Raw genomic sequence first — 13,232 nt, 5'->3', positions numbered from 1 at the left:
CGGAGACAGGAAAATGAAACTCGAGTTTTCAGTTTATCGTTATAACCCGGACGTAGACGATGCTCCGCGCATGCAGGATTACACCCTGGAAGCGGAAGAAGGTCGCGACATGATGCTGCTGGATGCACTGATGCAGCTGAAAGAAAAAGATCCATCGCTGTCGTTCCGTCGTTCTTGCCGTGAAGGGGTTTGTGGCTCTGACGGCCTCAACATGAATGGCAAAAACGGTCTGGCATGCATCACGCCGATCTCTGCGCTGAATCAGCCGGGTAAGAAAATTGTTATCCGTCCACTGCCTGGTCTGCCGGTTATCCGCGATTTGGTGGTAGACATGGGGCAATTCTATGCACAATATGAGAAGATTAAGCCTTACTTATTGAATAATGGGCAAAATCCTCCGGCTCGTGAGCATCTGCAGATGCCAGAGCAGCGTGAGAAACTCGATGGCTTGTACGAGTGTATTCTTTGCGCATGTTGTTCAACTTCTTGCCCGTCGTTCTGGTGGAACCCGGACAAGTTCGTGGGCCCGGCAGGCCTGTTGGCCGCGTATCGCTTCCTGATTGACAGCCGCGATACCGAAACCGACAGCCGTCTTGAAGGGTTAAGTGACGCTTTCAGCGTATTCCGCTGCCACAGCATCATGAACTGCGTCAGTGTATGTCCTAAGGGGCTGAACCCGACGCGCGCCATCGGCCATATTAAGTCGATGCTGCTGCAACGTAGTGCATAAATAGTAAGAGGGGAGCGTTGTTCCCCTCACCCTAACCCTCTCCCTTAGGGAGAGGGTACAGATAGCAGGAAATCTCTAAAAACTGCCATATGAGCGGTAATAATCGAGATGTTCAGAGCGAGACAAGGCGCGGTCTGAATGAGTCTCCGGGAGCATAGTTAACTCTGTGACCGGAGTGAGTGAAGGCCGCAACGCAGTCGTAGCCTGAACAGTGACGATTATTAGACAGTTTTTAAAGGTTCCTTAGCGGACGCAGATGACACGACAGTCCGCAACAGGTGAACCCCGGCACGCACAGCGGTGTGCGTGGTAGTATCCACGGCGAAGTAAGCATAAAAATGCTTAAGGGATCACGATGCAGAACAGCGCTTTGAAAGCCTGGTTGGACTCTTCTTACCTCTCTGGCTCAAACCAGAGCTGGATAGAACAGCTCTATGAAGACTTCTTAACCGATCCTGACTCGGTAGACGCTAACTGGCGTTCGACGTTCCAGCAGTTACCTGGTACCGGAGTCAAACCGGATCAACTCCATTCAACAACGCGTGAATATTTCCGTCGTCTGGCGAAGGATGCCTCACGTTACTCTTCTTCCGTTTCCGACCCTGATACGAATGCGAAGCAGGTTAAAGTCCTGCAGCTTATCAACGCATATCGCTTCCGTGGTCACCAGCATGCGATCCTCGATCCGCTGGGACTGTGGCAGCAGGATAAAGTGGCTGATTTAGATCCCGCTTTCCACGATCTGACTGAAGCTGACTTCCAGGAGAGCTTTAACGTCGGTTCTTTTGCTATCGGCAAAGAGACGATGAAGCTCGGCGAGCTGATTGACGCGCTGAAACAGACCTACTGTGGTCACATCGGCGCGGAATACATGCACATTACCAACACCGAAGAAAAACGTTGGATTCAGCAGCGTTTTGAAGCGGGGCATGCCACCTTTAGCGCAGAAGAAAAAACGCGTTTCCTCAGCGAACTGACCGCAGCAGAAGGTCTGGAACGCTATCTGGGGGCGAAATTCCCGGGTGCAAAACGCTTCTCGCTGGAAGGCGGCGATGCGCTGGTGCCAATGCTTAAAGAGATGATCCGCCACGCTGGCAAGAGCGGCACGCGTGAAGTGGTGCTGGGTATGGCGCACCGTGGTCGTCTGAACGTGCTTATCAACGTGCTGGGCAAACAGTCCCAGGAGCTGTTCGACGAGTTCTCCGGTAAGCATAAAGAACACCTCGGCACCGGTGACGTGAAGTACCACATGGGCTTCTCTTCCGATATCGAAACCGAAGGCGGCCTGGTGCACCTGGCGCTGGCGTTCAACCCATCGCACCTCGAAATCGTTAGCCCAGTGGTGATTGGTTCCGTTCGTGCGCGTCTGGATCGTCTGGACGAGCCGAGCATCAACCAGGTTCTGCCAATTACCATTCACGGTGATGCGGCAGTGACCGGTCAGGGCGTGGTTCAGGAAACCCTGAACATGTCCAAGGCTCGCGGTTATGAAGTGGGCGGTACCGTACGTATCGTTATCAACAACCAGGTTGGTTTCACCACCTCGAACCCGCTGGATGCGCGCTCAACGCCATACTGTACCGATATCGGTAAGATGGTGATGGCGCCGATTTTCCACGTCAACGCGGATGACCCGGAAGCCGTTGCTTTCGTCACTCGTCTGGCGCTGGACTTCCGTAATACATTCAAACGCGATGTGTTTATCGACCTGGTTTGCTACCGTCGTCACGGCCACAACGAAGCCGACGAGCCAAGCGCAACTCAGCCGTTGATGTATCAGAAAATCAAAAAGCATCCGACCCCGCGCAAAATCTACGCTGACAAGCTAGAAGCCGACAAAGTCGCGACGCTGGAAGATGCCACCGAGATGGTTAACCTGTATCGCGACGCGCTGGACGCGGGCGAATGCGTGGTGAAAGAGTGGCGTCCAATGAACATGCACTCCTTCACCTGGTCTCCGTACCTCAACCATGAATGGGACGAAAGCTACCCGAACAAGGTTGACATGAAGCGCCTGCAGGAGTTGGCTAACCGTATCAGCACCGTGCCTGAAGCGATTGAAATGCAGTCCCGCGTAGCGAAAATCTACGGCGACCGTCAATCCATGGCTGCCGGTGAGAAGCTGTTCGATTGGGGCGGCGCGGAAAACCTGGCTTACGCCACGTTGGTTGATGAAGGCGTTCCGGTTCGTCTGTCTGGCGAAGATGCCGGTCGCGGCACCTTCTTCCACCGCCACGCGGTTATTCATAACCAGTCGAACGGCTCAACCTACACGCCGCTGCAGCACGTGCACAACGGCCAGGGCGACTTTAAAGTCTGGGACTCCGTACTGTCTGAAGAAGCGGTGCTGGCATTTGAATACGGTTATGCGACGGCTGAGCCGCGCACGCTGACCATCTGGGAAGCCCAGTTCGGCGACTTCGCCAACGGCGCTCAGGTTGTTATTGACCAGTTCATCTCTTCCGGCGAGCAGAAATGGGGCCGTATGTGCGGTCTGGTAATGCTGCTGCCGCACGGTTACGAAGGGCAGGGGCCGGAGCACTCCTCCGCGCGTCTGGAACGTTATCTGCAGCTTTGCGCTCAGCAGAACATGCAGGTTTGCGTACCGTCGACCCCGGCTCAGGTTTATCACATGCTGCGTCGTCAGGCGCTGCGCGGGATGCGCCGTCCGCTGGTGGTGATGTCACCGAAATCGCTGCTGCGTCATCCGCTGGCGGTTTCCTCTCTCGACGAACTGGCAAACGGCACCTTCATGCCGGCCATTGGCGAGATTGATGAGCTGGATCCGCAGGGTGTGAAACGCGTGGTACTGTGTTCAGGTAAGGTGTACTACGACCTGCTGGAACAGCGTCGCAAAAACAACCAGAAAGATGTTGCCATCGTGCGTATCGAACAGCTTTATCCGTTCCCGCACCAGGCAGTACAGGAAGCATTGAAACCATTTGCTCACGTACATGATTTCGTCTGGTGTCAGGAAGAGCCCCTTAACCAGGGTGCCTGGTACTGCAGCCAGCATCATTTCCGTGATGTGATTCCATTTGGGGCCGCTCTGCGTTACGCAGGTCGCCCAGCCTCCGCCTCGCCGGCGGTAGGGTATATGTCCGTTCACCAGAAGCAACAACAAGATCTGGTCAATGACGCGCTGAACGTCGATTAATTAAGGATACAAAATGAGTAGCGTAGATATTCTGGTTCCCGACCTGCCTGAATCCGTAGCAGATGCGACCGTGGCAACCTGGCATAAAAAACCCGGCGATGCGGTAGTTCGTGATGAAGTGCTGGTAGAAATCGAAACTGACAAAGTGGTACTGGAAGTACCGGCGTCGGCGGATGGCATTCTGGATGCCGTTCTGGAAGATGAAGGCACCACCGTGACTTCACGTCAGATCCTGGGTCGCCTGCGTGAAGGCAACAGCGCCGGTAAAGCCACCGAAGCGAAGGCTGATGCTAAAGAGTCTACCCCGGCTCAGCGCCAGCAGGCTTCCCTGGAAGAACAGACTAACGATGCGCTGAGCCCGGCGATCCGTCGCCTGCTGGCTGAGCATAATCTTGATGCCAATGCCATTAAAGGCTCTGGCGTTGGTGGCCGTCTGACTCGCGAAGACGTTGAAAAACATCTGGCGAAAGCTCCAGCGAAAGCCGCTGCTGCTCCGGCCGCAGCAGCTGCTGCACCAATTGCACCGCTGGCGGGTCGCTCAGAGAAACGCGTCCCGATGACGCGTCTGCGCAAACGCGTTGCCGAACGTCTGCTGGAAGCGAAAAACTCAACCGCCATGCTGACGACTTTCAACGAAGTCAACATGAAGCCAATCATGGATCTGCGTAAGCAGTACGGCGACGCGTTTGAAAAACGTCACGGCATCCGTTTGGGCTTCATGTCCTTCTATGTGAAGGCAGTGGTTGAAGCGCTGAAACGCTATCCGGAAGTGAACGCTTCTATCGATGGCGACGATGTGGTTTATCACAACTACTTCGACGTGAGCATGGCCGTTTCTACGCCGCGTGGCCTGGTAACCCCAGTTCTGCGTGACGTCGATGCCCTCGGCATGGCTGACATTGAGAAGAACATCAAGACCCTGGCGCTGAAAGGCCGCGACGGCAAACTGACCGTAGAAGATCTGACCGGCGGTAATTTCACCATTACCAACGGCGGTGTTTTCGGTTCGCTGATGTCTACCCCGATTATCAACCCGCCTCAGAGCGCGATTCTGGGTATGCACGCCATTAAAGATCGTCCGATGGCGGTTGACGGTAAAGTTGAGATCCTGCCGATGATGTACCTGGCACTTTCTTACGATCACCGTCTGATCGATGGCCGCGAGTCCGTGGGCTTCCTGGTAGCGATTAAAGAGCTGCTGGAAGATCCGACTCGTCTGCTGCTGGACGTGTAGTAAACAGAGTATCACCTGCCCTGTAGGCCGGATGGGGCGTTTGCGCTGCCATCCGGCGATGGTGTCATGCCTGATGGCGTTACGCTTATCAGGCCTACAGGTTTAAAGATAACGATTACCTGAAAAATGGATAGAACGCATGAATTTACATGAATACCAGGCCAAACAGCTGTTTGCCCGCTACGGTTTACCTGCACCAGTAGGCTATGCCTGCTCAACTCCACGCGAAGCAGAAGAAGCCGCTTCAAAAATCGGCGCTGGCCCGTGGGTAGTGAAATGTCAGGTTCACGCAGGTGGCCGCGGTAAAGCTGGCGGTGTGAAGGTTGTTAATTCTAAAGAAGACATCCGCGCGTTCGCTGAGCATTGGCTGGGCAAACGTCTGGTGACCTATCAGACGGACGCACACGGTCAGCCGGTTAACCAGATTCTGGTTGAAGCCGCGACCGATATCGGTAAAGAACTGTACCTGGGCGCGGTTGTTGACCGTAGCTCCCGTCGCGTGGTGTTCATGGCGTCTACCGAAGGCGGCGTGGAAATCGAAAAAGTGGCGGAAGAAACTCCACACCTGATCCACAAGGTTGCACTGGATCCACTGGCAGGCCCAATGCCTTACCAGGGTCGTGAGCTGGCGTTCAAACTGGGTCTGGAAGGTAAACAGGTTCAGCAGTTCACCAAAATTTTCATGGGTCTGGCGACTATCTTCCTTGAGCGCGATCTGGCGCTTATCGAAATTAACCCGCTGGTTGTGACCAAGCAGGGCGACCTTATCTGCCTCGACGGCAAACTGGGCGCTGACGGCAACGCACTGTTCCGCCAGGCTGACCTGCGCGAAATGCGCGACCAGTCTCAGGAAGATCCACGTGAAGCGCAGGCGGCACAGTGGGAACTGAACTACGTTGCGCTGGACGGCAACATCGGCTGTATGGTTAACGGTGCGGGCCTGGCAATGGGCACCATGGACATCGTTAAGCTGCACGGCGGCGAACCGGCTAACTTCTTAGACGTTGGCGGCGGCGCAACCAAAGAGCGCGTAACCGAAGCATTCAAAATCATTCTGTCTGATGACAATGTGAAAGCGGTTCTGGTGAACATCTTCGGCGGTATCGTACGTTGCGACCTGATCGCTGACGGTATCATCGGCGCGGTAGCAGAAGTGGGCGTTAACGTCCCGGTCGTTGTCCGTCTGGAAGGTAACAACGCCGAACTCGGCGCGAAAAAACTGGCTGACAGCGGCCTGAATATTATTGCAGCGAAAAGTCTGACGGACGCAGCACAGCAGGTTGTTGCCGCAGTGGAGGGAAAATAATGTCCATTTTAATCGATAAAAACACCAAGGTTATCTGTCAAGGTTTCACCGGTAGCCAGGGTTCTTTCCACTCCGAACAGGCAATTGCTTACGGTACGCAGATGGTTGGCGGCGTAACCCCAGGTAAAGGCGGTACTGAGCATCTGGGTCTGCCGGTGTTCAACACCGTACGTGAAGCGGTTGAAGCAACCGGCGCAACCGCGACCGTTATCTACGTTCCGGCTCCGTTCTGCAAAGACTCCATCCTGGAAGCTATTGATGCAGGCATCAAACTGATCATCACCATCACCGAAGGTATCCCGACTCTGGATATGCTGACCGTGAAGGTGAAACTGGATGAAGCGGGCGTTCGCATGATCGGCCCTAACTGCCCAGGTGTTATCACCCCAGGCGCATGCAAAATCGGCATCATGCCGGGCCACATTCATAAGCCGGGTAAAGTGGGTATCGTTTCCCGTTCTGGTACCCTGACCTATGAAGCGGTTAAGCAGACTACCGACTACGGTTTCGGCCAGTCTACCTGTGTCGGCATCGGCGGTGACCCGATCCCAGGCTCTAACTTCATCGATATCCTGAAGCTGTTCCAGGAAGATCCGCAGACTGAAGCTATCGTGATGATCGGTGAGATCGGCGGGAGTGCTGAAGAAGAAGCGGCTGCCTACATTAAAGATCATGTGACCAAGCCGGTTGTTGGCTACATCGCGGGTGTTACCGCGCCGAAAGGCAAGCGTATGGGCCACGCAGGCGCCATCATCGCAGGCGGTAAAGGTACAGCAGACGAGAAGTTTGCAGCACTGGAAGCGGCTGGCGTGAAAACCGTTCGCAGCCTGGCCGACATCGGCGAAGCGCTGAAATCTGTTATTAAGTAATCCTCTCTGCTCCCTCATCGAATTCCCGCGTATACAGGGAAAGAGGGAGCCTTATATGTCTAGTTTCGACATGGTTGGCCATCTTCGGATGGCCTTTTTTAATGGCGACGTTTCGCCACCAGCGTAAATTTGTAGTCGTCGCTTTTGAAGGTGTTACGGCTATATTCAAATATACGACCATCCTGCAGAAAACCGCGTGATACCTTTTCCAGTACGGGTTTTCCCGCCGCAATATCCAGCATCGATACCGTTTCGTTATCGGGGATCACCGGGATTAACTCCTGTTCGCTACGATCAATAACCATTTTTTTGATCTGCTCGATAAAGTGATATTTGGAATTTTCCATCACTTCCCACGTCAGGTCGGGGAAGAGTGCTAGCGGCATCCACGTCTCCTCCAGAGCGACGGCTTTTTGTTTAATAAAACGAACCCTTTTTACGTGCCAGATTTTATCTGTCGTGGCCAGCTGTAGCTGCTCGGCCAACATATCCCCAGCGGAAATAACCTCAAATATTTTAACTTCGCTATGCGTGTCAACGTGCCTGTCAGCCAGCTTTTCATAGAAGCTCGTGAGTTGATAGATGTCGTAGTTAACGCGCTCTTCCTTCACATAGGAACCACTACCCTGAATGCTTTCAATGATCCCCAGCTCAGTGAGCAGTTTCAGGGCCTGTCGAACGGTAACGCGACTGACCTGAAAAGTGGCCTGAAGTGCTGATTCAGTGGGTAGGGCATCGCCAGGTTTTAAATCGCCGCGTGAAATTTGCTCGCGTAGCTCATCCGCAATCTGGCGATACATCGGTTTTTTGCTCATGTTATTTCGCTTTTGTATGAATAGGTTAATACCTTTGAGGCAAATTATGCCGACATCTGCGCAATAGTAAATAATACAAATTAGATACAAATAATAGCTACTCAGTGAAAGTGATCACATAAATGTATTGTTTTGTCTGTCACAATCGCGGCACTTAACGATGACAACTCTGTGAGGATCATGATGAACCTGACGTCCCTGTCCCATTCGCATGCGGTCCTTTTGCATGCACGATTTACCGATCGTGATGATGCTATCTGCCAGCTTGCACAGCGCCTTGCCGAGCAAGGGAAAATTGCCGATACCTCAGCTTTTCTGAATGAAGTTTTCCACCGTGAATCGCTGGGGCCAACGGCGCTGGGCGAAGGGCTTGCGGTACCGCACGGTAAAAGTGCAGCGGTGAAAGAGGCGGCCTTTGCCGTCGCGACGCTAAGCGAACCGCTGGCATGGGAAGGGGTCGATGGTCCTGAACCCGTTGAGCTGATCTTTTTGTTGGCCATTCCGCCTAATGAAGCGGGCTCAACGCATATTCAGATTCTGACCGAACTGACCACACGGCTTGCCGATGACCGTTTACGTGAGCGTGTGATGGCGGCTACCAGCGCAGAGGCGCTGTTGGCCGCGCTGGATGCGGCTCCGGAGGCGCAAACCGCGGTGGTTAAACCGGATGCGCCGACCATTGTTTGCGTGACGGCGTGCCCGGCGGGGATTGCGCACACTTACATGGCCGCAGAGTATCTGGAAAAAGCGGGGCGGCAGATGGGGGTGAACGTCGTCGTTGAAAAGCAGGGGGCCAACGGCATTGAGGGGCGTTTAACGCCGCAACAGATTAACGACGCGCGAGCCTGCATTTTTGCGGCGGAAGTTGCCATCAAAGAGAGTGAACGATTTAACGGGATACCGTCTATCTCTGTGCCGGTAGCCGAACCTTTGCGCCATGCAAAAGCGCTGATTGAACGTGCACTGGCGCTAGAACCCACTAATGGCCGCAGAGTGACGCAGCCGCAGACAGAAATTAAAAAAGGCGTTAAGGCTGAGCTGAAACAGGCGTTGCTGAGCGGTATCTCCTACGCTGTGCCGCTGATTGTCGCGGGCGGTACGGTTCTGGCCGTCGCCGTGCTGCTGGCGCAGATTTTTGGTCTGCAGCATCTCTTTGACCTGGAAAACTCATGGTTGTGGATGTACCGCAAACTCGGCGGTGGAATGCTGGGGACGCTAATGGTACCGGTGCTGGCGGCCTATACGGCGTATTCACTGGCGGATAAACCGGCGCTAGCGCCTGGGTTTGCCGCCGGGCTCGCTGCCAACATGATTGGCGCTGGTTTTTTAGGTGCGGTCGCCGGTGGTTTGATTGCGGGCTATCTCATGCGCTGGGTGAAAAATCACATTCGCCTGAGCAGCCGGTTTAACGGTTTTCTGACCTTTTATCTTTATCCGGTTATCGGGACGTTGGCTGCCGGCAGCCTGATGCTGTTCGTGGTCGGCGAGCCGGTGGCCTGGATTAATAACTCTCTCACGGCATGGCTGAACGGGCTGTCGGGGGCTAACGCACTGTTGCTCGGCGTGATTCTCGGTTTCATGTGCTCCTTTGATTTAGGTGGCCCGGTTAACAAGGCCGCCTATGCTTTCTGCCTCGGAGCGATGGCCAACGGGGTATATGGCCCTTACGCCATCTTCGCGTCGGTAAAAATGGTCTCCGCCTTTACCGTTACGGCCTCCACCATGCTGGCACCACATCTGTTTAAACAGTTCGAAATTGAGACCGGTAAATCCACCTGGCTACTTGGGCTTGCAGGAATTACCGAAGGGGCGATTCCGATGGCGATAGAAGATCCGCTTCGGGTGATTGGCTCATTTGTCCTTGGGTCAATGGCGACAGGGGCCATCGTTGGGGCTATGGGGATTGGACTCTCTACGCCAGGCGCCGGGATTTTCTCTCTATTTTTACTCCAGCATACCGGGATGAGCGCCTTTATTGCGGCGGCAGGTTGGTTTGGTGCTGCGCTGGTGGGGACATTAATTTCCACCGCGGTGCTTCTTGTCTGGCGACGCCGGGCGGTAAAGCAGGGGAAATACGTCACCGATAGCGTGATGCCGTAAGTACTGATGAAACAGGAAACGAAGATGAAAGCTGTATCTCGCGTTCACATTACGCCGCATATGCACTGGGATCGAGAGTGGTATTTCACCACCGAAGAGTCGCGCATTTTACTGGTCAACAATATGGAAGAGATCCTCGCTCGTCTCGAGCAGGACCAAAACTATAAATACTACGTCCTCGATGGGCAAACGGCGATACTCGAAGACTATTTCGCCGTTAAATCAGAGAACCGGGAGCGCGTTAAGGCGCTGGTTCAGGCGGGAAAACTCATTATTGGGCCATGGTATACGCAAACGGATACGACGCTCGTTTCTGGCGAGTCCATTGTTCGCAACCTGATGTACGGTATCCGTGACTGCATGGCATTTGGTGAGCCAATGAAGATTGGTTATCTCCCGGACTCATTCGGCATGTCCGGGCAGTTACCGCATATTTACCACGGATTTGGTATTACCCGAGCACTGTTCTGGCGCGGTTGCTCAGAACGTCATGGTACCGATAAAACCGAGTTCTTATGGCAAAGCCAGGACGGTAGCGAGGTGACAACTCAGGTACTGCCTCTGGGCTATGCGATTGGTAAGTACTTACCTGAGGATGAAGCCGGACTGCGTAAACGGCTTGATAGTTATTTTGAAGTGCTGGAAAAAGCCTCGGTGACTAAAGAGATTTTGCTGCCTAACGGCCATGACCAGATGCCACTGCAACAAAATATCTTCGCCGTTATGGACAAGCTGCGGGAAATCTATCCGCAGCGGCAGTTTGTGATGAGTCGCTTCGAGGAAGTATTTGCACTGATTGAAGCGCACCGTGATGAGCTGGCGACCCTGCAAGGTGAGTTTATTGATGGTAAATACATGCGTGTTCACCGGACGATTGGCTCTACGCGAATGGATATTAAGATAGCGCATGCCAGAATTGAGAACAAAATCGTCAATCTGCTGGAACCGCTCGCCACGCTGGCCTGGAGCTTAGGCTTTGAATATCACCACGGCCTGCTGGAGAAAATGTGGAAAGAGATTCTGAAAAACCACGCGCATGACAGCATTGGCTGCTGTTGTAGCGATAAGGTACACCGGGAAATAGCCTCACGTTTTCTGCTGGCTGAAGATATGGCGGATAATCTGATTCGCTTCTATCTGCGTAAGATTACCGACAATATGGCGCAGAGCGAAGAAGACAAACTGGTGATGTTTAACCTGATGCCGTGGCCGCGTGAGGAGGTTCTCAATACCACCATCCGTCTGCGGGCGAGCCAGTTCCGGCTGGTGGACAGCAAAGGCCATGAAATTCCCTATTTTATCCGCCAGGCGCGAGAAATCGATCCTGGGCTTATCGACCGACAAATTGTGCATTATGGCAACTACGAGCCGTTCATGGAGTTCGATATCCAGCTGAACCAGATCCTGCCGTCTATGGGATATCGCACGCTGTATATCGAACCAAACGTTGCCGGAAACCAGATGAAAAGCCAGGAGCCCACGCAGGCGCTGCTGGAAAATGCGTTTTGGCAGATTGATATCAACCGCGATGGGACGTTACGGTTGCGTGATAAGGATTCTGGTGTTGTGTATCAGCGGGTGCTGGAAATAGAAGAAGGGGCCGACGATGGCGATGAGTACGACTACTCGCCGTCGCGCGAAGAGTGGCTGCTTACTTCCGCTGATACGCCATTTGAACATGAGGTCGTCCATGAAGCCTGGCAAAGTCGGGCATATATCCGTTACCGGATGGCAGTTCCGGCAAATTTAAACGCGCGCTCGGCACGTCTTCGCAACGCTGAACTTGGTGTGGAAATCGAGGTAACGCTCAGCCATAACAGTCGCCGTATCGACGTGGATGTCCGGCTGGACAATCAGGCGGATGACCATCGCGTACGCGTGCTGATTCCTACCCCGTTTAGCACGCAGGAGGTGTTGGCCGATACACAGTTTGGCACCATCGTGCGCCCGGTACGCGATGAGGCAATGGACCGCTGGCAGGAAGAGGGGTGGAAAGAAGCGCCGGTTCCGGTATGGAATCTGCTTAACTATGCCGCTTTACAGGAAGGGCGCAACGGGTTGGCGGTCTTTAGCGAAGGGTTGCGTGAGTTTGAAGTGGTTGGGGAAGAGAAGAAAACCTTCGCGTTGACGCTGCTTCGCGGCGTAGGTTTGCTGGGTAAAGAAGATCTCTTATTACGCCCCGGTCGGCCTTCTGGTATTAAATTGCCGGTACCAGATTCTCAGATGCGTGGTTCGCTGCATGGCCGATTCAGCCTGTTTAGCTACAGCGGTAAGCCGCTTAATGTTGGCCTTGCCCAGCAGGCTCGTGCCTGGTTAACGCCGGTCCAGTGCTATAACAAAATCCCATGGGATGCGATGAAACTGAATAAAGCTGAGTTGACCACTCCAGACAGCTACAGTTTGCTGAGTATGTCGCCGGTAGGTTGCCAGTTAAGTGCATTGAAGAAAGCGGAAGACTGCGATGAAATCATTCTGCGTTTGTTTAATCCGTCAGACAGCCAGTGCAGCGAAGCGGCGGTGTCGTTTAGCCGCGACGTTATGCAGTGCCGGGAAACGGGAATGGACGAAATCCCCTATCCTGAGCAGGAGAGTTCACAGAGTATCACCGGTGTATTCCATCCAGGACAATCGAGAACGTTTAGCCTTAAGCTAGGCTGATAGCCACTGAACAACGCCAGCCTGTTTCGTTGGCGTTGTTTGCGCGCATGTCCATCTTTCCATCGAGCATCGTTTCGATGCGCCATTGCTCCCTAATTATCAGCGAGTTATTGACACACAGTATCCTTCCCGGTGTGTCCTTGCGCATATAGCGCTCAGCAACATACGGCAAGCTGATATCTGACGCGGCTGTTTTTTGTGCGATCAATCAATAACTAAACTCAATCGCATCGCGGCGAGTTCTTGTGCCAATTGATGCAAATGTTGATTTAATAATTCAATTGGTTAATTAAATGTTAATTGTGACGGTGGGATTAATAGCGGGTGGAAAAAAATGACGGACGGTCTATTGTCAGTCAGATG

At 53.6% G+C, this 13,232-nt stretch carries 8 protein-coding genes; 7 read left to right on the top strand and 1 reads right to left on the bottom strand.

Features of this window, described 5'->3' with window-relative positions; genetic code table 11:
* Window positions 1-13 precede the first annotated feature (13 nt).
* From sdhB to sucD, 5 genes are all read left to right on the top strand, one after another.
* Window positions 14-730: a succinate dehydrogenase iron-sulfur subunit SdhB gene (sdhB, locus tag LZ634_RS07500; RefSeq protein ID WP_234503560.1), complete on the top strand. Its 717-nt coding sequence runs from the start codon at window positions 14-16 to the stop codon at window positions 728-730.
* Window positions 731-1,085: 355 nt separating this feature from the next.
* Window positions 1,086-3,887 carry a 2-oxoglutarate dehydrogenase E1 component gene (gene sucA, locus LZ634_RS07495; protein ID WP_234503558.1) on the top strand — a complete coding sequence of 934 codons (2,802 nt, stop codon included), beginning with the start codon at window positions 1,086-1,088 and terminating at the stop codon, window positions 3,885-3,887.
* 13 nt (window positions 3,888-3,900) lie between these two features.
* A complete protein-coding gene (odhB, locus tag LZ634_RS07490) occupies window positions 3,901-5,121 on the top strand; it encodes a 2-oxoglutarate dehydrogenase complex dihydrolipoyllysine-residue succinyltransferase (protein WP_234503555.1) in 1,221 nt (406 codons plus the stop codon).
* Window positions 5,122-5,260: 139 nt separating this feature from the next.
* Window positions 5,261-6,427, top strand: coding sequence for an ADP-forming succinate--CoA ligase subunit beta (gene sucC / locus LZ634_RS07485; RefSeq protein ID WP_234503553.1), 1,167 nt, complete (start codon window positions 5,261-5,263; stop codon window positions 6,425-6,427).
* A complete protein-coding gene (gene sucD / locus LZ634_RS07480; protein WP_234503550.1) occupies window positions 6,427-7,296 on the top strand; it encodes a succinate--CoA ligase subunit alpha in 870 nt (289 codons plus the stop codon). Before sucC ends, sucD begins: the two co-directional genes overlap by 1 nt.
* A gap of 98 nt (window positions 7,297-7,394) precedes the next feature.
* Here the strand turns inward: sucD and LZ634_RS07475 are convergent, their stop codons facing one another.
* Window positions 7,395-8,111: a GntR family transcriptional regulator gene (locus LZ634_RS07475; RefSeq protein ID WP_234503547.1), complete on the bottom strand. Its 717-nt coding sequence runs from the start codon at window positions 8,109-8,111 to the stop codon at window positions 7,395-7,397.
* Between the two features lie 183 nt (window positions 8,112-8,294).
* Here LZ634_RS07475 and mngA point away from each other — a divergent pair, with 183 nt between their 5' ends.
* Both mngA and mngB read left to right on the top strand, forming a co-directional pair.
* A complete protein-coding gene (mngA, locus tag LZ634_RS07470; RefSeq protein ID WP_234503544.1) occupies window positions 8,295-10,211 on the top strand; it encodes a PTS 2-O-a-mannosyl-D-glycerate transporter subunit IIABC in 1,917 nt (638 codons plus the stop codon).
* 24 nt (window positions 10,212-10,235) lie between these two features.
* A complete protein-coding gene (mngB, locus tag LZ634_RS07465; RefSeq protein ID WP_234503541.1) occupies window positions 10,236-12,869 on the top strand; it encodes a mannosylglycerate hydrolase in 2,634 nt (877 codons plus the stop codon).
* Window positions 12,870-13,232 lie beyond the last annotated feature (363 nt).

Origin of the sequence: Kluyvera intermedia (assembly GCF_021440345.1) — a bacterium.
Lineage (GTDB): Bacteria > Pseudomonadota > Gammaproteobacteria > Enterobacterales > Enterobacteriaceae > Kluyvera > Kluyvera intermedia_A.
This window is presented reverse-complemented; position numbering and strand designations above follow the sequence as displayed.

Bases quoted from the DNA above. Each gene is read 5' to 3' on its own strand.
- mngA (WP_234503544.1), top strand. From the start codon at position 8,295: ATGAACCTGACGTCCCTGTCCCATTCGCATGCGGTCCTTTTGCATGCA.
- sucD (WP_234503550.1), top strand. From the start codon at position 6,427: ATGTCCATTTTAATCGATAAAAACACCAAGGTTATCTGTCAAGGTTTC.
- sucC (WP_234503553.1), top strand. From the start codon at position 5,261: ATGAATTTACATGAATACCAGGCCAAACAGCTGTTTGCCCGCTACGGT.
- sdhB (WP_234503560.1), top strand. From the start codon at position 14: ATGAAACTCGAGTTTTCAGTTTATCGTTATAACCCGGACGTAGACGAT.
- odhB (WP_234503555.1), top strand. From the start codon at position 3,901: ATGAGTAGCGTAGATATTCTGGTTCCCGACCTGCCTGAATCCGTAGCA.
- LZ634_RS07475 (WP_234503547.1), bottom strand. From the start codon at position 8,111: ATGAGCAAAAAACCGATGTATCGCCAGATTGCGGATGAGCTACGCGAG.
- sucA (WP_234503558.1), top strand. From the start codon at position 1,086: ATGCAGAACAGCGCTTTGAAAGCCTGGTTGGACTCTTCTTACCTCTCT.
- mngB (WP_234503541.1), top strand. From the start codon at position 10,236: ATGAAAGCTGTATCTCGCGTTCACATTACGCCGCATATGCACTGGGAT.